This window comes from Aliidiomarina quisquiliarum, assembly GCF_023922585.1.
Classification (GTDB): domain Bacteria; phylum Pseudomonadota; class Gammaproteobacteria; order Enterobacterales; family Alteromonadaceae; genus Aliidiomarina; species Aliidiomarina quisquiliarum.
Window position 1 is genome coordinate 75,542 of sequence record NZ_JAMFTN010000010.1, and the last position, 26,954, is coordinate 102,495.

The 26,954-nt window shown below is 48.0% G+C and carries 24 protein-coding genes; 13 read left to right on the forward strand and 11 right to left on the reverse strand.

Features of this window, described 5'->3' with window-relative positions:
• Positions 1-15 precede the first annotated feature (15 nt).
• From gloB to M1L23_RS01165, 3 genes are all read left to right on the forward strand, one after another.
• Entirely contained in the window at positions 16-822 is an 807-nt protein-coding gene (gene gloB / locus M1L23_RS01155; RefSeq protein WP_252625164.1) for a hydroxyacylglutathione hydrolase, read from the forward strand.
• A gap of 81 nt (positions 823-903) precedes the next feature.
• The gene (locus tag M1L23_RS01160) at positions 904-2,511 is read left to right on the forward strand and encodes a LysM peptidoglycan-binding domain-containing protein (protein WP_252625165.1); all 1,608 of its coding nucleotides are present in this window, start codon (positions 904-906) and stop codon (positions 2,509-2,511) included.
• A 5-nt stretch (positions 2,512-2,516) separates the two neighbouring features.
• The gene (locus M1L23_RS01165; RefSeq protein WP_252625168.1) at positions 2,517-3,050 is read left to right on the forward strand and encodes a hypothetical protein; all 534 of its coding nucleotides are present in this window, start codon (positions 2,517-2,519) and stop codon (positions 3,048-3,050) included.
• An 8-nt stretch (positions 3,051-3,058) separates the two neighbouring features.
• Here the strand turns inward: M1L23_RS01165 and ligA are convergent, their stop codons facing one another.
• From ligA to smc, 3 genes are read right to left on the reverse strand one after another with little or no spacing between them, the layout of a single operon-like run.
• The gene (gene ligA, locus M1L23_RS01170; RefSeq protein ID WP_252625169.1) at positions 3,059-5,095 is read right to left on the reverse strand and encodes an NAD-dependent DNA ligase LigA; all 2,037 of its coding nucleotides are present in this window, start codon (positions 5,093-5,095) and stop codon (positions 3,059-3,061) included.
• A gap of 28 nt (positions 5,096-5,123) precedes the next feature.
• Positions 5,124-6,134 carry a cell division protein ZipA gene (gene zipA / locus M1L23_RS01175; RefSeq protein WP_252625170.1) on the reverse strand — a complete coding sequence of 337 codons (1,011 nt, stop codon included), beginning with the start codon at positions 6,132-6,134 and terminating at the stop codon, positions 5,124-5,126.
• Between the two features lie 36 nt (positions 6,135-6,170).
• Complete coding sequence (gene smc, locus M1L23_RS01180; protein WP_252625172.1) at positions 6,171-9,635, reverse strand: chromosome segregation protein SMC; 3,465 nt, start codon at positions 9,633-9,635, stop codon at positions 6,171-6,173.
• A gap of 241 nt (positions 9,636-9,876) precedes the next feature.
• Between smc and M1L23_RS01185 the strand changes: the two genes are divergently transcribed.
• Positions 9,877-10,551: a hypothetical protein gene (locus M1L23_RS01185; protein ID WP_252625174.1), complete on the forward strand. Its 675-nt coding sequence runs from the start codon at positions 9,877-9,879 to the stop codon at positions 10,549-10,551.
• On the opposite strand, the gene rmuC is transcribed toward M1L23_RS01185, so the two are convergent.
• Positions 10,520-11,758, reverse strand: a complete 1,239-nt coding sequence (gene rmuC, locus M1L23_RS01190; protein ID WP_252625176.1) for a DNA recombination protein RmuC — start codon at positions 11,756-11,758, stop codon at positions 10,520-10,522. The genes M1L23_RS01185 and rmuC overlap by 32 nt on opposite strands.
• Positions 11,759-11,771: 13 nt before the next feature.
• The gene (locus M1L23_RS01195; RefSeq protein WP_252625178.1) at positions 11,772-13,292 is read right to left on the reverse strand and encodes a fumarate hydratase; all 1,521 of its coding nucleotides are present in this window, start codon (positions 13,290-13,292) and stop codon (positions 11,772-11,774) included.
• 138 nt (positions 13,293-13,430) lie between these two features.
• On the opposite strand from M1L23_RS01195, the gene pabB reads away from it, so the two are divergent.
• Together pabB and M1L23_RS01205 are read left to right on the forward strand one after the other, a co-directional pair.
• On the forward strand, positions 13,431-14,804 hold the full coding sequence (pabB, locus tag M1L23_RS01200) for an aminodeoxychorismate synthase component I (protein ID WP_252625179.1): 1,374 nt from the start codon (positions 13,431-13,433) through the stop codon (positions 14,802-14,804).
• A gap of 30 nt (positions 14,805-14,834) precedes the next feature.
• Positions 14,835-15,431 carry a CoA pyrophosphatase gene (locus M1L23_RS01205; protein ID WP_252625181.1) on the forward strand — a complete coding sequence of 199 codons (597 nt, stop codon included), beginning with the start codon at positions 14,835-14,837 and terminating at the stop codon, positions 15,429-15,431.
• Positions 15,432-15,439: 8 nt separating this feature from the next.
• Here the strand turns inward: M1L23_RS01205 and cysB are convergent, their stop codons facing one another.
• Positions 15,440-16,414: an HTH-type transcriptional regulator CysB gene (gene cysB, locus M1L23_RS01210; RefSeq protein WP_252625186.1), complete on the reverse strand. Its 975-nt coding sequence runs from the start codon at positions 16,412-16,414 to the stop codon at positions 15,440-15,442.
• Positions 16,415-16,507: 93 nt separating this feature from the next.
• Between cysB and M1L23_RS01215 the strand changes: the two genes are divergently transcribed.
• Genes M1L23_RS01215 through yciH form a run of 3 tightly spaced genes read left to right on the forward strand, consistent with a single transcriptional unit; the run spans position 16,508 to position 18,392 of the window.
• Complete coding sequence (locus M1L23_RS01215) at positions 16,508-17,236, forward strand: sensor histidine kinase (protein ID WP_252625187.1); 729 nt, start codon at positions 16,508-16,510, stop codon at positions 17,234-17,236.
• A 57-nt stretch (positions 17,237-17,293) separates the two neighbouring features.
• Positions 17,294-18,052 carry a hypothetical protein gene (locus M1L23_RS01220; protein WP_252625189.1) on the forward strand — a complete coding sequence of 253 codons (759 nt, stop codon included), beginning with the start codon at positions 17,294-17,296 and terminating at the stop codon, positions 18,050-18,052.
• Positions 18,053-18,059: 7 nt separating this feature from the next.
• Complete coding sequence (gene yciH, locus M1L23_RS01225; protein ID WP_252625190.1) at positions 18,060-18,392, forward strand: stress response translation initiation inhibitor YciH; 333 nt, start codon at positions 18,060-18,062, stop codon at positions 18,390-18,392.
• On the opposite strand, the gene M1L23_RS01230 is transcribed toward yciH, so the two are convergent.
• Complete coding sequence (locus M1L23_RS01230; RefSeq protein ID WP_252625192.1) at positions 18,389-18,700, reverse strand: STAS domain-containing protein; 312 nt, start codon at positions 18,698-18,700, stop codon at positions 18,389-18,391. The genes yciH and M1L23_RS01230 overlap by 4 nt on opposite strands.
• 152 nt (positions 18,701-18,852) lie before the next feature.
• Between M1L23_RS01230 and M1L23_RS01235 the strand changes: the two genes are divergently transcribed.
• Positions 18,853-19,650 carry a response regulator gene (locus M1L23_RS01235; protein WP_252625193.1) on the forward strand — a complete coding sequence of 266 codons (798 nt, stop codon included), beginning with the start codon at positions 18,853-18,855 and terminating at the stop codon, positions 19,648-19,650.
• Between the two features lie 94 nt (positions 19,651-19,744).
• Here the strand turns inward: M1L23_RS01235 and M1L23_RS01240 are convergent, their stop codons facing one another.
• Complete coding sequence (locus M1L23_RS01240) at positions 19,745-21,031, reverse strand: amidohydrolase family protein (RefSeq protein ID WP_252625194.1); 1,287 nt, start codon at positions 21,029-21,031, stop codon at positions 19,745-19,747.
• Complete coding sequence (locus M1L23_RS01245; RefSeq protein WP_252625196.1) at positions 21,031-24,159, reverse strand: amidohydrolase family protein; 3,129 nt, start codon at positions 24,157-24,159, stop codon at positions 21,031-21,033. The genes M1L23_RS01240 and M1L23_RS01245 overlap by 1 nt, the downstream gene beginning before the upstream one ends.
• A gap of 230 nt (positions 24,160-24,389) precedes the next feature.
• On the opposite strand from M1L23_RS01245, the gene M1L23_RS01250 reads away from it, so the two are divergent.
• From M1L23_RS01250 to M1L23_RS01260, 3 genes are read left to right on the forward strand one after another with little or no spacing between them, the layout of a single operon-like run.
• Entirely contained in the window at positions 24,390-24,857 is a 468-nt protein-coding gene (locus tag M1L23_RS01250) for a c-type cytochrome (protein ID WP_252625198.1), read from the forward strand.
• A 2-nt stretch (positions 24,858-24,859) separates the two neighbouring features.
• A complete protein-coding gene (locus M1L23_RS01255) occupies positions 24,860-25,516 on the forward strand; it encodes a cytochrome b/b6 domain-containing protein (protein WP_252625200.1) in 657 nt (218 codons plus the stop codon).
• Positions 25,513-25,887 carry a response regulator gene (locus M1L23_RS01260; RefSeq protein ID WP_252625202.1) on the forward strand — a complete coding sequence of 125 codons (375 nt, stop codon included), beginning with the start codon at positions 25,513-25,515 and terminating at the stop codon, positions 25,885-25,887. Before M1L23_RS01255 ends, M1L23_RS01260 begins: the two co-directional genes overlap by 4 nt.
• Here the strand turns inward: M1L23_RS01260 and M1L23_RS01265 are convergent.
• Entirely contained in the window at positions 25,863-26,486 is a 624-nt protein-coding gene (locus tag M1L23_RS01265; protein ID WP_252625203.1) for a DNA-J related domain-containing protein, read from the reverse strand. The two genes, M1L23_RS01260 and M1L23_RS01265, sit on opposite strands and share 25 nt — an antisense overlap.
• A 74-nt stretch (positions 26,487-26,560) precedes the next feature.
• On the reverse strand, positions 26,561-26,923 hold the full coding sequence (gene rplS / locus M1L23_RS01270) for a 50S ribosomal protein L19 (protein WP_252625204.1): 363 nt from the start codon (positions 26,921-26,923) through the stop codon (positions 26,561-26,563).
• Positions 26,924-26,954: the final 31 nt, after the last annotated feature.

Here is a 26,954-nt window from a genome sequence, read left to right on the forward strand (position 1 = left end):
TTGAAGGACAACACCTTGACAACCACTAGCTTAAAAACCAGCACCTTAAAAAACAATCTGCGCGTTTCGCATATAAAAGCTTTTAACGACAACTACATTTGGGTTATTCAAAGTAGCGATAACCGCTGTGTGGTGGTTTGCCCTGGGGCATCAGAGCCCGTATTGCAATGGCTACAGGCCAACAACTGCACCCTTGAAGCTATCTTAGTTACCCATTACCATTACGATCATACCGATGGTATTGAAGCTCTTGTGGCCGCTACCCAGTGCAACGTTTTTGGCCCTGCCGCTGAAGTTATTCCTTGCAATAACAACCCCGTAGAGCCCGGCGACATTATTATTCCAGCTCCCGACTTTCCAAGCTTCCATGTTATTGGCTGTCCTGGTCATACGCTCGGCCATGTGGCTTTTTATGCCCAACCGTGGCTATTTAGTGGCGACACCTTGTTTGCCAGTGGCTGTGGCCGTATGTTTGAAGGTACCCCGGCCCAATTTGTGCAGTCTTTGGAAACCTTAAGTCGGCTGCCTAGCGACACCCAGGTATATTGTGCCCACGAGTATACGGCGGCAAACTTACAGTTCGCGGCAGCGGTAGAGCCCAACAACCCACATATTCAAGAACGCATTCAGCAGGTCGCCGCCATGCGCGCTAAAGGTATTGCCACGGTGCCAACGCTGTTAAGCAGCGAGCATAAAACCAACCCGTTTTTACGTACCGACACCTTCGACGTACGCCAAGCAGCACAAAAACGGTCTGGTTCGAAAATAACACGTAAGGAAGATGTGTTTGCTGTCATTCGAGAGTGGAAAGACAACTTCTGATTCCATACAATGTGAGCAATTAATGTTCACGCAAAAATATTCGACCCCAACACTGGGTTGAATAAAGGGAGACAAGGTCGCATGACGCAACCGGTAATAAAGTTAGGCGCCCTATTTGGGCTCAGCCTAGTACTTAGTGGCTGTCAACTTACCAGCTTTTTTCACGACGAAACGACCACTCCTATTGTAGCCGAGCAATTGCCCCGTGAAGTGGGTATTGAACGCTATTCAATGAGTTTACCTACTCACCAGCCAGCGGTAATTAAACGCGACGACTTGTCGCCGCTACAACAAGCCGACCTATGGGATCGGGTACGCTTACAGCTGGCAATAGACATGCCAGAGCATGCTCTTATCGATGCTCACCGCGACTGGTATTTGCGAAACCCCAATTATATCGAGCGAGTAACCCAACGGGCTGGGCCACTGTTGTATTTTATTGTTGAAGAAATAGAAAAACGTGGTTTACCCCTTGAGCTGGTTATGGTGCCTATTGTTGAAAGTGCCTACGACACTTTTGCTTATTCTCATGGCCGCGCCAGTGGTATTTGGCAGTTTATTCCTAGCACTGCATTGCATTATGGTTTAGACATCAATTGGTGGTACGACGGGCGCCGCGACATTGTAGCCGCCACGCACACAGCACTCGACTATTTTGACCGTTTACATGCTACCTTCGACGGCGACTGGCTATTAGCTATAGCCGCTTATAACGGTGGCCAAGGCCGTGTGGCTGCCGCAGTGCGTAAAAACAAAGCCCAAGGTAAACCCACCGACTTCTGGTCGCTGCAATTACCCCGTGAAACCCGTAATTATGTCCCCAAAATTCTCGCCTTAAGTAGTTTGTTAGCAGAGCGCCATGCCAGTTCACTTACTTGGCGCTATGTGCCAAACCAACCGGTACTTGAGGTCATCGATGTAGGCCAACAAATGGACCTCGCTTTGGCAGCTAATATGGCCGGCATTCAACTCGACGAGTTACACCGTTATAATGCGGGTTATAATCGCTGGGCGACAACCCCCGACGGCCCGTTTCATTTACTCTTACCACGCCATGCGGCAGAAACCTTTAAGGTGGAAATGGCCAATAGCGAACCTTCTACTTGGGTAAGCTGGGAGCGCCACCAAGTTCGCTCCGGTGAAAGCTTAATTACAATTGCACGCAAATATAACACCACCCCTAGGGCCTTACAGCAAGCGAATAATATTTCTGGCAGCCTTATTCGTAGCGGTGAATTTTTACTTATTCCGGTGGCCAGCCAAGAGCTAAGTGAGTACTCTTTGTCGGCCGAGCAACGGCTTGCCAGCATTCAAAGTAAAACCAATGAAGGTCGCCGTATTCAGCATAAAGTAGTGAATGGCGACACCTTGTGGGACTTAGGTCGCAAGTATAACGTTGGCGTAAATAGCATTGCGCGTTGGAATAATATGGCCCCTGGCGATATGCTGCGGCCTGGCCAAGAGCTAGCTATTTGGATAACCAACACCAACAGCACACCGCAGCGAACCTCTAGCGTTACGCGTACGGTACAGTACCAAGTGCGCTCGGGCGACTCTCTTGCTCGTATTGCCAGCCGTTTTCAGGTTAGCATTACGGATATTGAACGATGGAATCAAATAAGCCGCGAACGTTACTTACAGCCAGGTCAGAAACTAACCTTGCACGTGAATATTACTCAAGGGGGGTAATAGAAATGGATAGCGTCATTTGTAAACTTAAACTATTACTACTTGCCATAACCTTTGCTCTTGTTACCAGTTATGCCTCGGCCAGTTACGCCCAAGACGACGCCATGGGGTTTGAAAGCTACATCTCGGGTACCGCAGTGCTTGGCGACGGCACAGAAGTAGCTGTTAACTTTCCACTGGCCTTTGAGCAAGACAATAGTGTTTGGTATTTTCGGGCTGGTAATCAGCGTGTGGCCATGTACTTGCCACCAAGCCAATACAATTTACAGTTTGCCGTACAAGAAAATGATTCCATGGTGTATTTGCCAGAATTAAGCAATCGCTACATGCGTAGCTTCAAGGTTACCATTGGCGACCATGAGCTCGAGCTTATTCCCACTGCGGTGGCCAAGTACGGAGTACGGCTTCGTATTGACGACCGCATGATGATGTTCGACCGGCGCACGCCATCGGTTAGTATTCAACTCGATGGCTACGGCATAACAGGTTACCGTGCCGAAGGCTTTATCCGCGACTTATCAATTCGCCGGGTAGAATAACCTTACGGTTAGCTTTCGAGTAATTTAATTAACTCTGCTTCCGTATAAATAGGCACACCCAGTTGCTCTGCACGGGTTAGTTTCGAACCTGCGTTTGCACCGGCAAACACGCCAGTGGTTTTTCCCGACACGCTACCCGCCACTTTAGCCCCACGGGCCTGCAATTGCTCTTTCGCTTCATCACGAGTCATTTGTTCTAAGGTGCCAGTTAACACATAGGTGTGGCCGGCTAAATCAAGGCTAGCGGCGTTAGCAGGGGCCACTTCAGGCCAATATACCGCACGCTCACCTTGCGTCAGCATGTTAATTACTTCCTGGTTATGAGGTTCGCGGAAAAAGTTATGCACATGGGCGGCCACAATTACCCCCACGTCGTCAACCTCTTGCAGCTGCTCTTCGCTTGCTGCCATTAATGCGTCTAAGCTGCCAAAATAATTTGCTAAGTTTTGCGCCGTGGCTTCCCCTACTTCGCGAATACCTAAACTATACAAAAAGCGAGCTAAGGTGGTTTTGCGACTTCGAGCCAGCGCATTAACTAAGTTTTCCGCCGACTTTTGCCCCATGCGTGGCAAGCTTGCTAACTGCAACGCATTTAACTTAAATAAATCTGCTGGGTGCTGCACCCAGTCGCGATCAACCAGCATTTCCACCAGTTTGTCGCCTAGGCCGTCCACATCTAGGGCTTTACGAGAAGCAAAGTGCTTAATGGCTTCTTTGCGTTGAGCGCCACAAAAAAGGCCACCAGTACAACGGCTTACTGCTTCGCCCGCAACTCGCTCTACAGCCGAATCGCACACAGGACAACGGCTTGGAAATTCTACCGCGCTGCTATTAGCCGGGCGTTCGTCAACCACTACACCAACCACTTGCGGTATCACATCGCCGGCCCGTCGAATGGTTACACGATCACCAATACGAACTCCTAAGCGTTCAATTTCATCGGCATTGTGTAAGGTTGCGTTCGACACCACCACCCCACCCACTTCCACGGGCTCAAGCCGTGCAACTGGAGTAATAGCCCCCGTACGGCCCACTTGAAAGTCTACGCCCCGTAACCAAGTTAGCTGTTCTTGCGCTGGGAATTTTTGTGCCACAGCCCAACGGGGGGCCCGAGCAACAAAGCCTAGCTGCTCTTGCAAAGCAATCGCATCAAGTTTAAACACCACCCCGTCAATTTCATAGGGCAGCGCATCGCGGCGAGCCAAAAGGTCTCGGTAATAAGTTATGCACGCCTGGTTAGTCGTAAGGCGCTTGGTTTCTCGGCTAACCGGAAAGCCCCACGCTCGTAGTTGTTCAAGGCGAGCATAATGACTGTCATTATCTAGTTGTCGAGCAGGCGTTACTTCTCCCATAGCGTAGGCATAAAAATCAAGTGAACGTTCTGCCGTAATACGCGAGTCGAGCTGGCGTAAACTACCGGCGGCAGCATTACGCGGATTAGCAAAAAGTTTCGAGCCTTGGGCTAACGCTTTCTCGTTCATACGCTCAAAACTAGCTAAACTAATAAACACTTCGCCGCGCACTTCTAAGCGCTCAGGAAACTCACCTTGTTCATTGGCACGTAAACTTAGCGGTATTGCTCGTATGGTTTTAACGTTGGCGGTAATGTCTTCGCCTTGATACCCGTCGCCTCGTGTCGCACCGCGCACTAACTGCCCTTGCTCATACAGTAAGCTAACGGCCAAACCGTCTAGCTTCGGCTCGGCACACCACTGTAGGTCGCCGGTAACACCAGTGCGCTCTTGTACGCGCTGTTGAAACGCCGTTAATTCGTCTTCGTTAAAAGCATTGTCGAGCGACAACATAGGTACTTCGTGGGCCACTTCAGGTAAATGCCCACGCGCCAAAGCCCCAACCCGTTGGCTCGGCGACTGCGCTGATTGCCACTCGGGCTGTTGCTGTTCAATTTCTTGCAAGCGGCGAAACATCCGATCATATTCAGCATCGGGAATGCTCGGGTTATCAAGCACGTAATAATTGTAATTGTGATTTTCAAGGGTCTCGCGCAAACGCACAAGCTCTTGATAAAGAGAGTCAGTACTCATATAGCAGTCCGATTTTATACCTATTTGGTTAGTGGCGGGCAGCGTCAGCCACATGTTGGCGGCGTTCAAACTCACGTATTTTTTGATACGTGTGTTGTACCGCCTGTTTGGTAATAGGGTTCCGATTACCATCAAGTACCGCGGCCCGAGGCATTGCTTCGGCAATTTTATTGGCCGCGTTATACATCATGGTAAAGACTTTATGCCCGTCTGAAGCCACTGGTAACTCCATAAATAACGCTACTCCACGGGTGGTGAACGTTTCTATTTCATCAAGGTTAAACACCCCTGGGTTAAACATATTGGCCAAGCTAAACAAAGTGGGCCCTTTGCCAGCCGTGTCCGCATGGCGATGGAAAATATCCATGTCGCCAAATTTAAACCCAAGCTCAGTCACAGTTTGTAATAAAATGGCACCTTGAATGTCACCCGACACAAACAAAGTAATTACTACTGGCTCGTGTTTCGGTAGCTGCTCACGAGCATTTCCCCCCTGTTCAGTTGCCGCGGCAGTGCCCGCAGCAGCTTTAGGTTTGGTTATGGGGTCTGGCTCTATAGCACCAATGTCTGGGGTCGGTTTTTGATCTTGGCTGGCAAAATCAGTGCTACTAATATTTGGCTCTTTGGTGTTTTCATTGTCACCAAATGCCATTGGCAACTGTTCAATTTCCATCGACGGCTCTTTGCGCTGAAAGCCCTTGTTCGAGCGCCCAACCGCGGGGGGTTCTTCTTCATCAAATAACGCTGGTTGTTGAACTGTCGCAAGCGGCTTTGCTGAAGCCTTGGCTGGCGTTGGAGTAGCCGTGGCCTTGGGTGCCGAATTAGCCGTTTTAATTGTTCGCACCGCACCAATGCCATACTCATCAAAATTGTCATCGCCCATTGTGTTTTTTACTTCTTGACGGCTACGAGCAGTGCTATTTATTTGCTTGTTACTAATGTGTTTTTTGGCCTTGTTGTTTTTGCGTATAGTCCACAGGCCATGACCTAGCGCCGCTAGAATCACAAGAAAACCCACTATAATTAATAAAGTTCGCATTCCGTCCATTACCTTTTTACCCTGTCATTCAATTCGTCAGGAGGCTTCAGCAATTGCCAAAGCTTCGTCTACATCAACAGCGACCAATCGCGACACGCCTGGCTCTTGCATAGTGACACCAATTAAGTGTGTGGCCATTTCCATCGCTATTTTATTATGGCTAATATATATGAATTGCACCGATTCTGACATTTCTTGTACCAAACGGCAAAAGCGCCCCACGTTAATATCGTCCAACGGTGCATCCACTTCGTCGAGCAAGCAAAATGGCGCCGGATTCAGTTTAAAAATAGCAAACACTAATGCTAGCGCGGTGAGTGCTTTTTCACCCCCCGAAAGCAAGTGTATGGTGCTATTTTTCTTACCTGGTGGGCGCGCCATAATGGTTACACCCGTTTCTAGCAGGTCGTCATCGGTTAGTTCTAAATAAGCTGTACCACCTGAAAACACTTTTGGAAATAAGCTTTGCAACCCACTATTTACTTGCTCAAAAGTTTGCTTAAAGCGCGCTCGTGTTTCTCGGTCAATTTTTTTAATGGCGCCATCTAAAATGTCTAACGACGCCTGTAAGTCTTCGTATTGGGCATCTAGGTACTCTTTCCGCTCTAACTGAGCTTCCACTTCGTCAATCGCAGCTAAATTTATTGCGCCTAATTGTGACACTTTGCGTAGGCAGTCGTCGAGCTCGCGCTGCCAACGCTTTTCTTCCGCGTCTTCCGGCATAGCCGACAGCACATTTTTTAGTGACACTTTAAGTTCATTAAAAGACTCTAATAATGCATTGCCACGTTCGCGCGACGCGGCCAATTCTAACCTACTTGCCTCTACCCGTTCACGCTGTTTAGCAATTTGTTCTAACACCGCCGACTGGCCTTGGTTAATTATACTCAATTGCTGCTGGACAGCACTTAATTGTTCTTTTGCCTCGCGTAGCTCTTGCTCCACCAGTTCGCGACTAAGCAAAGCTTCCGCAAGTTGCTCTTCAAGCACTATAATTTCATCTGCATCGGCCGCATGCTGTGCGTCAGCATGCATTTGTTCTTGGCTGTCTTGTTGCTGCTGCGCTAAACGCTGTATCTGTTGTGCTAAATGCTGCAGTTTGCTTTCCACTTGCTGCACGTTAAGCTGCAAGCCATGCACTTGCTGTTGGCTATGTTGCGCCTGTTGTTGCGCTTGCCGCACCTGCGCCCGTAAGTTGTTGCCTTGCTGCTCGGCAGATATTAAACGCGGTCCTACCGCATCAACCTCTAGTGTTATAGCCTGCAGTTCTGCTTTTCTTTGTTCGCTTTGGCGTTCAAGGTCTAGGGTGCGGGTTGTAATATGTTTAAGTTCGGTGTTTAACGCAGCTAAGCGCGCCTGTTGGGCATTTAATTCACGCTCAGCACTTAATAAACGCTCTTGGGTACGAACCAAATTACGCTCACTTTCTTGCGCCTGCTGATTTACCTGCTCAAATTTTAATTTCACCAGCTGCTGTTTTTGTTCATGCTGTGCTATTTCTACTTCCACCGCATTAAACTGCTCATTCAATTGCGCCAATTGTGCTGTTAAACGGTGAATGTCTTGCTGCCAGCTTAATTGGCTGTCTGCATCTTCTGGTCGACCCAGCACCCAGCCATCTCCTATAATTCTACCGTCGGCCAAGGCCACAGCATGCCATTGGGGCTGTAACAGTAGCTGGCGGGCTTGGGTGTCATTTTCCGCCACTGCAACACCGTCGAATAAGCTTACCGTATTACCTACGCCCGCTAGCTGCGCCGCTAGGCTTTGTGCCGGCCACTGAATATTTTCCCGCAGCGCCAGCACCGCTCGATCAGCGCCCTGTGGCCATTGGGCTGGCGTACTAGCCAGTACCGGTGCAGCAAGCCAGCCATGTAATAATGTTTCTGTGGCTGCCAACCACTTGGTTGGCACCGTTAATAATTCACGTAAACTGCCCAGGTTTTGTTGGCTAAGCAACCAATGACTAAATTCGCCACTACTACGGGGGGCTTGTGCGGCTAACAAATGCTTCACCGAACTCAGCTGACCCTCCGTTTTATGTAATAACGATTGTAAGTCACTGCGTTGTTGTGTGGCGCTAAGTTTTGCAGCCTGCAACTGGTCTTGTTGGCGCTGTAATTCACCACCTTGTTGCTGATGCTCGGCTAATTGTTGTTGGTGTACAGCAAGTTCGGCCTGGTACTGTTGCACCACGTTGCTGTCAACGGCCTGAAGCTCTGCTAATTCCTGGTGAATGTGCTGCTGCCGCTGCTGCAGTTGCTCGTGTAGTTGTTGCGCCGCCCGCTGCTCGGCCTGCAGAACAGAGCTGCGCTCGGTTAGCTGAGCACTGTGATCACGTAGCTCTTGCCACTCGTCTTGCCACTGTTGTAAGTTCAACTCCAACTCTTGCCGCTGCTCTGCCTCCAGCATAGCTTGCTCTTCAAGTTCAAGTAGGGTTGCAGCAAGCTGTTCACGCTCTGCCTCATAATCAAGAACACGGTGTTCTTCGCTTGCTAATTCTTCAGCAATACGCACCAAGTTTTGTGCCAAAGCAGCTTGCTGTTGTTGGCGCTGTTGGTTTAACTGGCGTTGATGCCGTATTTGCTGTTCCAGGCTAGTTACTTGCGTGGAATGTTGATAAAAAGCCGCTTGCGTGCTTGCTACTAAATCTTGAAAATTATGCTCTTGTTGCCGCAACTCCGTTTGCCCACGCTCGCTACCCCGCTGTTCTGCCAACCATTTTTCTAGTTCATTTTCTTGCCCCTGCAGCTCTTGCTCAATCCGATCACATTGTTGTTGATAATGTAACCAACGCAAGGCTTGCAGTTCACTTTTCAAACGCCGCTCATCGGCTTTTAATGCTTGGTAACGTTTCGCGGCAGCAGCTTGTCGTTGTAACTTTGCCAGCTGTTGGCCAAGCTCGTCACGCACATCGGTTAATCGGTCTAGGTTGTCGCGAGTGCGCGCCATACGGCTAGCGGTTTCTTTGCGGCGCTCTTTATATTTTGAAATACCTGCGGCTTCTTCAATAAACACGCGCAGCTCTTGCGGCCGCGACTCAATTAAGCGGCTAATCATGCCTTGTTCAATAATCGCGTAGCTACGTGGTCCTAAGCCGGTACCTAAAAACAAATCAGTAATGTCGCGGCGTCGGCATTTGGTACCATTCAAGAAATAAACCGACTGCCCTTCGCGGGTTACTAAGCGCTTAACCGACACTTCATTGTAATCTGCAAACTCGCCTTGTAAACGGCGCTCTTGGTTGTCGAACACCAATTCAACGCTGGCTTGCGAAACCGGTTTACGCGCTGTCGAGCCATTAAAAATAACGTCGGTCATGGCATCGCCACGTAAGTTTTTAGCACTGCTTTCACCCAGTACCCATCGTACCGCATCAATTACGTTCGACTTGCCACAGCCATTAGGCCCGACAATACAGGTCATCTGTTCAGGGAAGGCAACTTTAGTGCTATCAACGAAGGACTTAAAGCCTACTAGCCGAATATATTTTAATCGCATAAGGAACGTTATATCTCGCTTTTATACGCAATTGTGCGTGTTTATAATTATTTTAAGCTGTTGGGATAGTGTAAAACCATTCCTACCAAAATCATAGTTCAGCACAGGTGCAGCCATGGAACAACAACTAAGGCTATGTCAGGTAGGAAAAGGCTTAATTCTTTGTTGTTAGCTTGGCTTTTGCGTGGCTCACTACATACTTAATTGTTCACCGCTATTGTACCAATTAGGAGTGAACAACATGCTTAACCAACACTATTCCGCTTTATTAAACCGGCTAGCCGAAGTCAAGGTTGCAGCGCTTATCATGGACCAAGCAGGCCGCGTCTACCAATGGAACTCGCTTAGTATTCCATTTCGACAATCGGGGCAGGGCTCGCATTGGCAAGACTTCTGTTTAAACCACGACACTCACCTACCACGTTCCGGCGCAACCGTGGTGTATTGGAATACCACTCGTAAAGCCACTGCTGCACGGTTAATAACCACGGCGTTACAAGAGTCGGGGTTTACTTTGGCTTTATTTATCGACCATGAAGAAATTAACAACCCTATCGACAAGCTTGGCTTTGTTATGTATGCACCTTGCTTAAAGCAATGTTATTGGTCGGAATACGCAGCAGAATTGCACGATGAGCAGGCACCTTATTACCATCGGCAAAGTATGCAACAATTTTTGCAGTGGTATACGCCACACCAGCGCGATCGGTTGTTATATGCCTTACTGGAATGCGAGCAAACCCATCAGCCGCAACAAGTTACCTTGCGAGTGGCCCATTCAGGTAAACGCTTACGCTACTTATGGGTTACCTTGCCCATTAACGGCAAGCCCTTAACCTGTGCCTTTGTGCGTGGTGTTGTTACCACACCGCTTCAAACACAGGCTAACTCTCTTCGTCCAGTAACTGTGGGTTAATTTTTTTGCTCGGCTGTACACCTAGTTCGCGAAATTTTTCTACCCGCGCAACCAAGTTACCACGCCCAGTGGAAAGTTTATTCATGGCGGCATCGAAATGTTTAGTAGTCACCGCCATGCTTTGTTCAATTTTGCCTAAGTCGTCTAGAAAGCCAACAAACTTGTCGTAAAGCTTGGCTGCGTCGCTGGCAATACGCTGAGCATTTTGGCTTTGGTGTTCGTATTGCCAAATATTATGCACGGTGCGTAAGGCCACTAATAAATTAGTTGGGCTTACCAGCATAATATTATGATCAAGCGCCAGCCTAATCAGCTCAGGATCTTTATCTACCGCTAATAAAAAAGCCGGCTCAATAGGTACAAACAGCAATACATAATCTAACGTGGTTATGCCCTCAAGCTGTTGGTAATTTTTCTTTCCTAAGTCGCGCACATGGTTTTTTAACGAGGCCACATGTTCCATTAAGGCTTTTTGGCGCAACGCGTCGGTTTCAGCGCTAAAATAACGTTCGTAGGCGGTTAACGATACTTTACTGTCAATAATAACTTGGCGCTTTTCTGGCAAGTGAATAATTACATCGGGTCGGTATCGCTTACCTTCTTCGGCCATACGCTGGCCTTGCACTTCATACTCGTGGCCTTCCCGCAAACCCGACTGTTCTAAAATACGCTCCAATACCACTTCACCCCATACTCCTTGCTGGCGGCTGTCGCCTTTTAAAGCACGGGTTAACGACTCCGCCTCTGCGGTCATTTGCTTATTCAGCTCACTTAAGGTGAAAAGCTCTTTTTGCAACGACATACGTTGCCGCCCTTCTTCCGCGTGCTGCTTGCCTACTTGCTGACGAAAGGCTTCTAACTGTTGTTTTAACGGGTCTAGGGTTGAAGCGAGGTGTTTTTGATTCAAGCTTTCAATTTGTTGCGACTTTTGCTCGAAAATACGTTGGGCCAAACGTTCAAATTCATGTTGCAGCCGCACTTCACTTTGCTGTAAGGCCGTAAGTTTATCTTCTAGGTGGCTGCGCTGGGCGCCTGCCAGCGCTTGTTGCTTATCTAACTCTGCGTGTAATTGCAAAACCTGATCACGATAGCCGCTGCTGCGGCGAGAACTGCGCCACAGTAAAAGGCTGAGTAGCATAATTATAACAGAAGCTATAGCAGCACCTGTCAGCTCCATTAAATGTGTGCTTAACCACTCAGCATTCACCTTAGTTACGTCCTTATTTTTTATCTGCGTCCAGCTCTGCTATTTTCACTGCCCAAATAGCAGGGCCTGCGTCGTGGGCATTGTTACCCAAACTGTCTACCGCAACCGTTACTGGCATATCTTCCACTTCAAATTCATAAATGGCTTCCATGCCTAAGTCTTCAAAGGCTACTACTTTCGATTTCTTAATGGCTTTAGAAACCAAGTAAGCAGCACCACCAACGGCCATTAAATACACCGCTTTATGTTTGGCAATGCTCGCTACCGTGTCGGCACCACGCTCAGCTTTACCAATCATGCCAAGAATGCCGGTTTGCTCGAGCATTTGGTCTGTAAACTTGTCCATTCGGGTTGCTGTTGTCGGTCCTGCTGGGCCAACCACTTCATCGCCTACAGGATCTACCGGGCCAACGTAGTAAATAAATTTATTTTTAAAATCTACTGGCAAGGTCTCGCCCTTATCGAGCATTTCCTTAATGCGCTTGTGGGCGGCATCGCGGCCAGTTAGTAACTTACCTGACAGTAATACGGTTTCGCCCATTTTCCATTCGGTAATGTCGGCAGGTGTCAGTGTGTCTAAGTTCACCTGGCGAGCATTGTCGCCTACGGCCAAGCTAATGTCGGGCCAGTCAGACAACTTCGGTGGCGCTAATTCCGCAGGCCCACTACCGTCGAGCTCAAAATGCACATGCCGAGTTGCGGCACAATTTGGAATTAAGGTTACCGGCTTTGAAGCCGCATGGGTTGGCAGTGAGTTTATTTTCACATCAACTATAGTGGTTAAACCACCTAGGCCCTGTGCACCAATACCTAGTTTATTAACCCGCTCATAAATTTCTAAACGTAGCTCTTCTTCTTTATTTTCTGCGCCACGGTTTATGAGTTCTTGAATATTAACGGGGTCCATAAGCGATTCTTTTGCCAGCACCGCAGACTTTTCTGCAGTACCACCTATACCAATGCCTAACATACCTGGTGGGCACCAACCAGCACCAAGTTTCGACAAGGTGTCTACCACCCAGTCGGCCACTGAGTCGCTTGGATTAAGCATTGCCATTTTAGTTTTATTTTCAGAACCACCGCCTTTAGCAGCAATCATTACTTCAACTTTATTACCGGCAATCATATCAATGTGCACCACCGAGGGGGTGTTGTCTTTTGTATTAACACGGGCTCCTGCGGGGTCTGCCACAATTGAGGCACGCAATGGGTTGTCTTTATTGCTATAGGCGCGGCGCGTTCCTTCGTCTACCATTTGTTGCACTGTGAGGTCGGTTTTGTCCCACTTTACGTCCATGCCTATTTTAACAAAGCAAGTAACAATGCCTGTGTCTTGGCATAATGGCCGGTGGCCTTCGGCCGACATGCGCGAATTAACCAACATTTGTGCAATGGCGTTTTTAGCGGCATCGCTTTGCTCGCGCTCGTAGGCATCGGCCAAAGCATTAACAAAGTCGAGTGGGTGATAATAAGAAATAAACTGCAATGCATCTTCAATACTATCGATAAAATCTTGCTGGCGAATGACAGACATCTGAACTCCTTTTTACGATTCGGAATTACACCTTTAGTACGCCTTAACAATCGATTAAATGCATATTAACGGTGTCGAAAACTAGCAGTTATGATACCCTCTTACACTGATAATCGCCAGTCACGGACCATGGAGCCCATGCCACAAACCATCAATATATACCACGTCGAATATAGCCTTTGGCATAACACCCTCGCACTTTTCGCCCCCTTTGCCAACGAACCATGGGCCATGCTACTAGATTCAGCAAACGCACAGCACCCAGACAGCCGCTACGACATTTTAGTGCGCCAACCGGCTCGCACCATTCGCTTAGTAAACAACAAGGTTATTTGCCAGCCCCCACTTGAAAATAGCGCTCAAACAAATGAATTCGACTTGTTCAGCACCGTTCAAGCCGCCTTAGCGCCGTTAAAAAATTCACACCAACAGCTACCTTTTAGCGGAGGCGCCTTAGGCTACCTAGGTTACGACGTGGCCCGCGCAATAACCCCAGAGCTTTTTCAACAGGCCCCCAACCAGGCCGCCAACGACATTCCTTTGCCCGACGCTGCCATTGGAATTTATACCCATGCCCTAGTTATCGACCACCAGGCAAAACAAACTTACCTAGTGGCACCGGCAAGTATGAGCCAAGCCCAAGCGGAGCAATTTTGGCGGGCACCCGCTGCACCCTATGCGCCCTTTCAATTAACTAGTAGCTGGCAAAGCAACCTTACCGAAGCCCAGTATTATGAGCGTATCGAGCGCTTTCAAACCTATTTACATGCGGGTGAATGTGAACAAATTAATTTAGCCCAGCGCTTTAGTGCCAGCTGTATTGGCAGTAGTTGGCATGCCTATAGCAAATTACGCAGTGTAAACGGGGCGCCTTTTTCTGGCTTTATACAGCTACCAGAAGGTGCCGTACTTAGCCTTTCTCCAGAACGTTTTGTGCAAGTAAATAGCCACGGCCAGGTGCAAACCAAACCCATTAAAGGTACTCGGCCAAGGCATGCTAACCCGGCTATCGACAGGGCCAATGCGGCCGAGCTGTTAGCCTCGGAAAAAGAGCGTAATGAAAACCTAATGATTGTCGAGCTGCTCAGTCATGACCTGCGCCAAGTGTGCCAAGCCGACAGCGTGCACGCGTCTCAACTGTTAGCGTTAGAAAGCTTTCCCGCAGTGCACCATTTAGTTAGTACTGTGGTTGGGCAGTTGGCCGCACACCATACCCCGCTCGACTTAATGCGGGCTATTTTTCCTGGTGGCTCTATTGCTGGTAACCCAAAACGTCGAGCCGTGGCAATAATTAATGAGTTAGAACCGCACCGGCGCTCAGTGTATTGTGGCAGTTTGGTTTACTTTAGCGCCAATGGTCGCAGCGACAGTAGCGTTACCATTCGCACCCTGTGCCATGCCAACAACCAGCTGCACTGTTGGGCCGGAGGTGGTATTGTGGCAGACTCTAAAGCAAGCGAGGAATATCAAGAAACCTTCGACAAGGTAGCTCGCATTTTACCTTTGTTGTAACCAAAATAATGAAGTGACTTGGAGTTAGCTGTGCAGTGCCAACTAAATAATTTTTTAACTCAGTTTAACTTACACCCACCCGAGCCAAAGGCATGGCCCGAATTATTGTGGCAAAAGTCGGCGGTGCTTATTCCCCTGCGCCAAGGCCGCCACGAACTCGAAGTTATTTTAACCCGGCGTACGGCACACTTACGCCACCATGCCGACCAAATTTGTTTTCCTGGTGGCCGCATGGACGCCGCAGACTGCTCTTTATTAACCACCGCACTACGGGAAACCCACGAAGAGCTTGGCGTTCATCCGCGCCATGTGCACATTCTTGGCCAGTTACCCGAACAGCCAGTGCTGTCGCATTTTATGATTCAACCCTATGTGGGGCTTATCGACACTAAAGTTGCGTTAATCAGAGAGCCTAATGAAGTAGCCGAAGTACTTAGTGTGCCTTTACGGCTACTGCTCGACCAGCGTAACCACCTACAAGTAAAGCGTAACCATCCGGTACACCCCACGGTGCATTTTATACCCTGGCAAGGGCAGTTAATTTGGGGTGCCACTGCAGCTATTATTCGGGGTTTGGCTGACCAAATAAACCCCGCCGGCAAACTACTTTACAAACCTGTGTTTTAACCTCGGTACTATAAGGTAGGCAGCTGCATGTGGCTAAACAAGGCATCAATGTCTTCTTGCCGTTGCATAGCCATGGCTTGTTCTACTTTACTACGGCTTAAATGTGGTGCAAAACCTTCAATAAAGTCGTACATATACGCACGTAAAAAGGTACTCCGGCGAAAACCAATTTTAGTGGTGCTTGCTGCAAACAAATGCCCTGCGGGTATTGCTACTAAGTCTGTATCTTTTTCTGGCTCGTAGGCCATCGACGCTAATACCCCTACGCCTAAGCCCATACGAACATAGGTTTTGATCACGTCGGCGTCGGTAGCGGTAAACACTATTTTTGGCGTTATCTTAGCGTTATTAAAAGCGTTGTCTAACTCCGAGCGGCCGGTGAAACCGTGCACATAGGTTACCAACGGAAATTGACCAAGCTCTTCAATGGTTACTTTGTTTACTTGAGCCAGTGGATGCCCAGGCTGCACCAATAATGAACGGTTCCAGTGATAACAAGGCAACATCACCAAGCTTTGGTACAAGTGCAAGGCTTCCGTAGCGATTGCGAAGTCGGCTTGGCCCTGCGCCGCCGCTTCACTAATTTGGGTTGGCGAGCCTTGGTGCATGTGTAACGACACCTCAGGATAGCGCTGTATAAATGGCGCTATTACCTTAGGTAAGGTGTAACGCGCTTGGGTGTGCGTGGTGGCTATGGTTAAATTGCCTTGCTGCGGATGCGTGTGCTCTGCAGCCACTGCTTTAATCGCCTGTGTTTTGCTAAGTATTTCTTGGGCTAAGCCAATTATTTGCTCGCCCACTGCAGTTACATGGCTTAAATGCTTCCCCGAGCGAGCAAATATTTCAAGCCCCAGCTCATCTTCCAGCATACGAATTTGCTTACTTATGCCCGGTTGCGAGGTATAAAGGTGTTCTGCCGTTTTAGAAACATTGAGATTATTATGTAAAACTTCTACGATGTAGTGTAACTGTTGAAGCTTCATAGAAAAGGTTTCCGTGGTGTATTTTTCGTCATGAGGTGTACAAGCAGCAAGCCCTCTTCCGAACGTTGAACAAAAATTAGAGTGTCAGTATCTATGCCGCCTGTCAAACCCAAGGTTAATGTAAATTCGCCTCTTACCACGCCACAACAGCTCGACTTTGCCACGGTTTTGGCAGCAGGCGTGCATGATATGAAAAATTCACTGTTTTTACTTTTACAATCAATAGAAGAAGTTGCCGCCCAAGTAGAAAGTCCTCAACCTCGCAGCCGTTTGGCCGATATTCATTATGAAACCCAGCGCCTTAATACTGGGTTAATGCAGTTATTAAGTTTATATCGACAAAATCATGATCGTTTGTTGGTAAATACCGAGGAGCACTTTTTAGACGAGCTAGCCGACGATTTATTGGCTAATAACCAGTTTTATGCACAACATCACGGCATTGTGCTTACCGTAGAAGCGCTAACCGACAACAGCTGGTTTTTTGACCACAATTTAGTTTTGGTCTTGCTCAACGACGTGGTTATAAATGCATTACGTTATGCAACCAAACAAGTTCAGGTTACCCTAGGTATCGACAGCGTTAACCATGAATTAGTTATTGAGGTATTCGACGATGGTCCAGGCTACCCTCAGACCATGCTCGATACTTACCAAATTGGTCCTGCTGGCGTGGCATTAAGTTCCGGGCGCACGGGTTTAGGGTTATATTTTTCTCACTTAATCGCGCAGGCGCACCAAACAGATATTAAACAAGGTAGTATTTATTTAAGCAACGATAGCCCCTTAGGGGGCAGCCGCTTCACCTTGCGGCTACCGTAAGCAAAGCAAGTCAGGTAGAGTGACATAACAAACAACAAGGACTTACTTAACCACCACATGCTTTTAGCTATTATAATTCTTATATTTGCCCTAGCACTGCTGGCCATTGGTGTTAATGCTATCCAACAGCATAAGCAACGCGCCGAGCTAGAAAGGCGGCAACAAATTTACCGTTATCGTAATATTTTAGACGAGACGGAAGACTTGATTATTCTTGCCAGCGACTTTCCCTTGGGTAAAGCCTTACTGCATGTACTTCGTTGCCGCGCCCGCGATGCCTTGAAACTTCTTGTTGCCGTTCAACCAACCGTTACCGATCTACAAGTTCGGCTTGAAGAATACGAGCAAGCGGTTAATAGTTTTGATCCAAACGACAAAGCCTTACTGGTAGAAAACTTCACCATTCCCGAACAAGACAAGCAAATTGTTTTTATGCTGCAAGGGTTGAAAAAAATTCGCCGCTCGCTGCGTGCCGAACACAGTCGTAACCGTGTTGACAGCCAAACCTTTCATGAAGAAGATCGCCGCATTGAAAAAACCTTACTTCGCATAAGTGCCGAAAGCCTTATACGCCGCGGAGAAGCAGCCTATTTAACCGGTATGATTGGTTCTGCCCGACAATATTTAGAAAAAGCTTACCGCACACTAAACGATGTTGGTTTTACCGATGAATACATTGTTACCAAGCAAGCCTATATAAAAGAAAAACTTGAAGAAATTACGGCTTCATTACGGGCGGCAAATGCCAAAGACGCTAAGAAGCGCAATGAGAAGTCTGCCATTGACGAATTATTTGAACCAAAGAAAAAGTGGTAATTACAGTATGAGTTTTCGAGATCAGCTAAGCCAATTGGTATATAGCACCGACAGCGGTAAAATAACCCCTGAAGAGGCCCCTGAGGCCATTCCAAGTGGCGACGGCATTGTACGCATTCGGCGGGAAACAAAAGGCCGCCGTGGTAAAGGGGTTACGGTTATAGAAGGCTTGGGTTTACCCCAGCAAGAATTAAAGGTACTTGCCACTGCATTAAAGAAACGTTGCGGCGTAGGCGGCAGCACTAAAGATTACACCATTGAAATTCAAGGCGATCAACGCGACACCTGCGCAGCTTGGCTAGAACAAAAAGGCTATAAAGTAAGGCTTTCCGGCGGCTAAACAATTTCAAATAATTGCTCGAACTTAGCGCGAATTAGCTGCGCTCGTATTTCCTCACGGCAATGTATTAAACGAATTGATTTTTCGCCCCCGGCTACACCCAGGAATTTGCGCATATTAAGCAACATGCCTAAACCTGCACTGTCAATACTTTCAGCTTCTCTAAAGTCGACGGTAAATGTGACCACATTGGGTTTATAGCCACCGTACGCTTGACGAAACCGCGCCATCAATTGAAAGTCAAACTTACCTTTCACATGAATCGTAAAGTTTCGGCCATTATCGGTGTACTCCGTATATAAAATCATAACGCATTTACCATCTAGTGGGTTGATACTACTGTATGTTTTTGATTATACCCTTATTTACTGTACTCGTACCCTAGTATCTACAAAACTTGTCAAATGTATACCCATACCATATTCTGACGCTAGTTTTTTTGCATACAGTGAGCAATTTCATGACCTCTTTGACTGTCGACCAACTCTCATTACTGCTAGTTGAGCCGTCTGAAGTACAACGTAAAGTCATTACCCGCCACCTTACCGACGCAGGAGTTATTTCGGTCCATAGCGCCGACAGCATAACCACTGCCAAAGAAAAGTTGCCCGCTTTACAACCTGACTTAGTTGTCAGCGCTATGTATTTTGAAGACGGTGAAGGCATGGACCTACTTCATTTTATACAGCAACAGCAAAGCCTGCGCGACAGTTTGTTTATGCTGGTATCGAGCGAACATAAACGCCAACAGCTTGAAACTTTCCGCCAAGCGGGCTGCATTGCAATTTTACCAAAGCCTTTTACCCCGCAGCATTTACAACGGGCAATTAACGCCACTCTCGACCTTATTGAGCCTACTGCCTTTGAGCTCGAAAGCTTCGATGTAGACGACTTACGTGTGTTGCTGGTCGACGATAGCAATATGTCGCGGCAATATTTACGCCGAGTGTTTGAAAGTATTGGTATTACCCAAATAACTGAAGCCACTGATGGCCGTGAAGGTATCGAAGCGTTAAAACAGCACGACTTCGACTTAATTTGCACCGATTACCACATGCCCGAAATGGACGGCCGCGAATTAGCAGAAACTATTCGTAAGCAACCCACTCACCAACATATTCCTATTCTTATGGTTTCAGCCCGAGCCGATGAACTTCAGCTAGCGCAAATTGAGCAAGCAGGTATTAACGCTCTTACAAACAAGCCTTTTGAGCCTGAAGTACTGCGCCGCACCTTAAAGCAATTGCTCGACGGTTAAGCGCAAACACCAAATTCTTTAATGAAAATCCCAGGTGGTTGCAGTAATCACCCGGGACTTTCCATGCCTAAAACTATACCGCTACAACTGGCTGCTAGTTATTAGGGCGCTCACTATATTTTTCATACAGCTGTAATTGGCGGTTACTTAAATTTACTTCGCGACCATCAATAAACATATACTCAATACGTTGGCCTAAATGATCAAGCACATCGCCGGCCGACACTATTAACGTTGCTTGCTTACCCACATCTAACGAGCCTAAGCTCTTGTCGACCCCCATAAAGCGGGCTGGGGTAAGCGTAATTGCACGTAGTGCTGCTTGGTAGTCTAAGCCATAGGCCACCGCATTGCCGGCACCAAAGGCAAGGTTACGACTGTCCCAGTAGCCTGGGTAGGCAATTGCAAAGTCAACACCTGCTGCATGTAACATCGCGGGGGTTGCATACGCAGTATCGTAGCCATCGTCTACTCGGCTAGGTAAGCCATAAGGGTAACCAAAAATAACCGGCGTTTTTAGTTCTGCTAAGGTGTCTGCCATCATCCAGCTGTCGCGCGCGCCCACGAAAGTCATGGCAAAACCATATTCACGATTAAATTGCAGTGCTTGCTCTAACTGACGCCGATCATCCGCGTGCACAAACAGCTGTAAGTCGCCTGTGAACAAACCTCGCATGGCTTCCCAGCGTTGGTCTACCCGTGTTTGCGTACCTTCTAACCGACCTTCATGATAAGCCTTGGCCATCACAAACACTTGTAGCAGCTCTTGGTAGGCTTCCGCATTGGCTTTATGCTGTTCCGCTGGTGTGCGGCGTTCCCACCATGCACTGTTTAAGCCAATGCGTGGCCAGCTAACATGCAGTGCCACTGGGCCAACTTCAAGGGCGTCACGCCAGTTCCAGCCGTCAAGCTGCATTAAGCTAGAGCGACCATTCACTAAGTTACCTTGCGGCACCGTTTGCGCATGGGTTATACCCATATAACGAATCGTAGGAATAATATCCGAATCGGCATTAAAAGCATGGTGAGCCAACACCTCTGGCGTTACTGTACCCACTTCGCGCATGTCATTGGTGGGCCGCGCTTGCTCAAGTTCAATCAGCCCAAGGGTAGTATCAAGGGCAATTAAACCTGGGTAAACATGTTGGCCGCTCACATTAATAATCTGAGCATTAGCTGGCACCGTAAGCTCTTTACCCATGGCAGCTATCTTACCGTCGACAATTAATAAGTCAGTTTGTTCTAACGAGCCATGGCTAACCGTATGCAAGGTACCCCCTTGCAACAAAATAGCCTGCTTGGCCTCAGCCCCAGGAGCTATGTTGTGCGCCTGAATAGGCAGCGCTACTAAGAATAGCAGCAGTCCTAAAAAACCTTTCATTAGTGCGCTCCTTTCATTTCAAACGTAAGCATTTCAAAGCTCTGTGTCGCGTTATTCAGCTGGCTAAACTCCTGCCAGCGCCACACGTCGTGGTTATCTTCACAGTGCCAAGTGGGCGGCGTAGGCCGATAGCCATTGCTATTACCGCGCTGGGCTTCACTGCCTTTGCTCAACACTAATTCAAGCAGCAATTTGCGCTCGTTGGCAATCTCTGCCCGACGGGCTAAATCTGCCTGGCGATCAAAATATTTCCGCCCTTCAATCCAAGTTTGCTGTGGCTGCGCGTAAGCCGACAATGGGTGTGCATTCCACAGTACAAAGTCGGCTTGTTTGCCCACGGTTAAACTACCCACATACTTGTCTACTTCCAATTGCATAGCCGGATAAAGCGTTATCATTTTCAACGCTTCATGCTCGTCCATTCCACAATAACGTACCGACTTGGCCGCTTCCGTATTTAAGCGGCGCTGTAAGTCGTTGCTGTCAGAGTTAATACTGGTCAGCACGCCTTTATTCATCATGCCACAGGTATTTTGTGGCACGGCGTCATAGGCTTCAAACTTAAACGCCCACCAGTCGGCAAAGGTCGACGCTCGCGCCCCATGTTCACGCATTTCGTCGGCCACTTTGTAACCTTCTAACACGTGGGTAAAGGTGTGTATTTTGAAACCCAATTCATCAACCACGTCCATTAACGACACAATTTCAGAAGCCACATAGCTATGTACGTGAGTGTGGCGCTCGTTATTAACTATTTGTAGTAAGGTTTCCATGCGGTAGTCGGTTCGAGGTGGTGCCGTACGGCGGCGCTCGCTGCGACTTAAGCGAGCATAATCAGCTTTCGCTTGTTCATATTCCCGCGCTGTTTGGAAGTAGTCACGCATCATTGCTGCCACACCCATACGGGTTTGTGGGTAACGAATGCGGTTCATGTCGCCCCAGTTGCTTTGCTTTACGTTTTCACCTAAAGCCATTTTTATGGTGGGCGGCACTTCTTTAAACTTTAAGCCTTCTGCACCTTGGCCCCAACGTAATTTAATGGCTTGTCCTTGGCCACCAATAGGGTTGGCTGAACCATGCAGTAAGTGAGCAACTGTTGTACCACCTGCCAGTGAACGATAAATATGAATGTCGTCTGGGTTTACTACGTCACCAATATGAACTTCTGCTGTTACCGCCTCGGTACCTTCGTTAACCCCTTGGGAAATGGCAATATGCGAGTGTTCGTCAATAATGCCTGGCGTTACATGCATACCAGTGGCGTCTATAACCTGGTAACCACGTGGCGTCGGCAGGTTTTTTCCAATGCGGTGAATTAAGCCGTTGCGAACAATAATGTCCGTTTCAGCTAATACCCCTTGGCTATCGGCTGTCCATACGGTGGCATTACGAATGTGCAGGTTAGTTTGCTCTGGTTGAGTGGTCACCCCAAAGCCTGTGTTCGGCCAAGTCAACTGGCTTACATATTTTGGTGTGCCTGCTTGGCGGCGCTCTGCCGCTGGGGTCGTTTCCGGCTCAGGCCGTGTGGCGGTAAAGGTTAATAGCTCGCTGGCAGTATTCTGCGCTCGCCCTGAAAAGCCGGTAAGCGAATCAGGTTGTAGGCGGAATCGATGCACACCAGCAATACCAAAAGCAGTTAAGTCGGCGGTAAAATATAGTTTATTATCATCGCTACTTAGCTGGGTTAGTTTCACCTCGGTTTCGCCTGCGCTTAACTTGCCTTGTAAACGCCCTTCTCCAGAAACCGAAAGCGTTAAGCTTTGGCCATTTAATTCAAGACTATAGTCACCTACAAACGACGCTGGGTGCATGTCTTTTAAGCGTTGCTCTTGGCCCTGCAGCCACACAGACACAATTTCACCATCGGTAAACAAATCACCGCGTGAAACCACTAAGTCGGCTCGATAGCCAGCAGCTAAACGGCCCGCTTGATTAGCTACCCCGGCTATTTCAGCCGGTACCGTGGTTAATGCCGCCAGCGCTTGTTCCGGCTTTAAACCGTAATCAATAGCTTTGCGAATATTGGCCCAGAAGTCGTCTTTTTTATCTAACCCATGGGTGGTAAAGGCAAAGGTAATACCTGCATTTGCAACCGCTGCAGGGTTACCTGGCGCTCGCTCCCAATGACGCAGATCTGTTAATGACACATCAAGCTCAGCAAACTGGCCGTTTAATTCAGGCGCCGCCGGAAAACCTAAAGGTAAAATAAGCGTACTGCCAGTACTTTTTACTGCATTTATTCGGCTGTATTCAAAGCCCGAACCTAGCACCGTTAAGGGTACCGAAAACTCGGCAAACACATGGCTAGCACGCAATAAGTTTTGTTCGTCAGAGGCTTCAAACACCACCCCGTCGTTAGCCACGCTGGCTAATGCAGCTAAAGGCGCATTAAACTCCACCGGCCCATTGGCACTGTGTAACCCTTGTGCTTCTTTATACCAAGCCGCATCAGAAAGAGTTTGTCGAATAAGGGCAATACTACCCATCAATGAACTGGGGTACTGCTGGGCCGAACTACCTTTGTCGAAGGAAGCAAAGTGGCGCCCGTGGGAACGATAAATAATATCGTTCGGTAGCTGATCGGCAAGCGACACAGTAGCGGCACGGCCACGGAAAATACCGTCTAGGCGTGCCGTTTGTACTGCAGTAAAGCCAAGATCTATGTAACCTTTCGCGTCGCGCTTGCTGGCCGTTACGGTTTCATACCAAGTGCGCTCCGCATGAATTGCTGCGTTGCTACCATTACCGCCTTCTCGTGCATTTGAATATTGTGGCATTTGGCCACGGCCACGAGGACCACGCGGCTCAGGTTTTGCTACCGCATAATTACTATAAGGGTCGATAAAACCAGGATAAATAGTATAACCGGTGGCATCTACCACACGGGCACCTGCAGGGGCACGGTTATTACGCTCAATAGAGCGAATCACACCATGCTCAATTACCAAGGTGGCATTTTCTAAACGTGTACCCGGTTCCGTAATCAACGTAGCATTGGTTAATGCCACTAAACTCGGATTGTGTTCGTGCAAGCCGCGTATAGGTGTTGTTTGGTCCGCAATAGCGAGTACACTCACCCCGGCGGCAGCTATAGCACTAAGGCCTAGCCAAGCGCTTCTTCGCTTCATCCTGCCTTCCTCTTAAGTTTATAATTATGGTATCATTTTCTATTAGTGGCGTGTTTTAGTACTTCTCGCAAGCACTGTCCGATGAAGCGCCAAAACAAAACGACCAAGTTCTTTTTTTACTTTAATACTTTCTGCAAAAACGTGTATTGTTACTGTTGTTGGCACAACTTGTGGCACAACATTACTATATACAACCAGAAGCATACCCCGAATGACAAAAGGATCATCAAATGATTTTAAAAAAACTACTCCCCCTTGCTGCCATTATTAGCATTGGTTTTACTGCCCCATCGGTTTCTGCCGACACCTTCGTAAACGCCGCAGACACAGTGGAATACCGTCAGCACGCCTTTTCAATGATCCGCGACAATTTTGGCATTATGGCGGGTATGGTGCGTGGCGAAATTAAGTACGACGCAGCCACTTTTCAGCAGCATGCCAACGCGGTAAAACATTTAGCCCATATTCCTTTGGCCGGCTTTACGGGTGTTGGTAAAAACGTCACCACCGACAGCGACGCATTACCAGCCATTTGGACCAAATGGAGCGACTTTGAAAGCAAAATGAATGACTTGATTAATGCTTCTGCTGAACTAGCCGTAGCTGCGGAAAGTGGGGCAATACGTACTATCGCACCTAAGTTTTTAGCCACTGCAGGTACCTGTAAGCAGTGCCACGACAACTACCGAGCAGACTAACCATGACGGTACGAGTATGGGACGGTTTTATCCGCGGCTTCCACTGGCTACTGCTAGTGGCATTTGCGGGCCTTTGGTACACGGGCGGCGACTTTATGCATGTGGATCGCCACGAGCAGTTAGGCACTTTTCTATTGGCATTAATTATTAGCCGCATTATTTGGGGCTTTGTTGGTAGTGAATCAGCTCGGTTCCGCTATTTTATCGCTGGTCCAAAAGCGTTATTTCTTTACTTGCGTGCGCCAAAGTCTTTTCAGTCACATACTCACAACCCCATGGGTGGCTGGTCTGTTATTCTTATGCTGGCCTTACTTTTAGTGCAAGGGGTCACTGGGCTATTTACCGACGATGCCATTTTTTATCGGGGCCCGCTCGCTGCTTTAGCAAGTAAAGACACATTAAGAACCATGACCACCATTCATTCTTTGAACTTCGACCTACTAAAAATAGTAATAGGCCTGCACACGCTCGCTATTGTGGTGTATAAATTTGTTGGCGAGCCTTTGGTATACGCCATGATCAAAGGCGACAAAAAAGCCGACCCTGCCACACAACCACGCATTGTTCACGGTGCTTGGGGTTATTTAATACTTGCGGTTGTGTATGGCTTACTCACTTTACTATTTCGCGCTGTTCCTTATATTCAGGCTGCTTTATGACATCAATACTTATTGCCGACGACGACTTTATTAGTTTGGAAGTACTTAAAGCTATGCTAAGCCAATTCCCCGTAACTGTGCATACGGCCAGTAACGGCCCTGAAGCTATTGCATTAGCTGAAAACATTCAGCCCGCGCTAATTATTCTAGACTACGAAATGCCTGCCATGACAGGCGCTGAAGCCTGCCAACAACTGCGTTTACAGCCGCAGTTTGCCGACACCCCCATTATTGCCTTAACCGGTCACCAAAGTCCTACCGAGCTAAACGCCTGCCGCGTAGCGGGCATGAATGAAACCTTATACAAGCCGGTTTCTCCTGAAGCCTTAGCTGCAACACTAGCTAGTTACCTACCGCAACTGGCCAAATAGTTTTTTAACAGCAAGTAAGCCTGCTGAATGTTTTGCATTCGTTTTAACTCACCACCTTTGTCTGGGTGGTGAATATGCACCAAACGGCGGTATTGGTTACGCAGCGCGGCGGTGCTTGTTGGTAATTGCTCTAATTCCAATACTACTAAGGCCGGCGCTACCTCGTTGGCCGCAACTGCCGTACCGGTAAAGCCTTGCCAAAAATTATTTAGTAATGCACTCACATCTGCTGCGCTGGTGTCGTTCATATTTGCCCAATCACTATAATAACTTTGCAGCGGATCAGTTTTCGCAAGCCCAAATGGGCCTGGTTGGTAAGGGCTTAACTTTATTGCAAGGGGTGAAATGTACAGCTCGAAGCTTTGCTCAGCGCGCCATAAGGCCTGCAATTTATATAAACAATGGAACACTAGGAAGTGGGTACGAAACAGTTGCAATTCGCCACGTAGGGCGTGCTTGCTTAACAATTCATAAGGGGATTGTTGTAGCTGTTGAATTAAGTCAAATTCTTTTACTGGCCCGGGCGAGCCAAGTAAAATGTCTGCAATAGCTTGTTGCACCGCAGTAAGTTGTTGTTTAAGTGCCGAAACTGTATTCATGGCAATACATTAACACGCTATACGCCTGCACAATAGGCATAAAAAAACCCAGCCTAAGCTGGGTTTTTAAGGGCTTATGAACCCAATTTTTCTTTGATACGTGCTGAACGACCGCTGCGCTCACGCAAGTAGTAAAGAGTAGCGCGACGAACCGCACCACGACGTTTCACAGTTACACTGTCAACAATCGGGCTATGGGTTTGGAAAGTACGCTCAACACCTTCACCGTTTGAAATTTTACGTACGGTAAATGCGCTGTGTAAACCACGGTTACGCTTACGAATTACCACACCTTCAAAGGCCTGAATACGTACGCGCTCACCTTCTTTAACTTTAACATTGACGATAACGGTATCACCTGGTGCAAACACCGGTACATCGCTTTTCAACTGCTCGTCTTCGAGCTGCTGAAGTATAGATTTATTTACTTTAGCCATTTCATTTCTCCTCCTAGTAATAACTGCACGA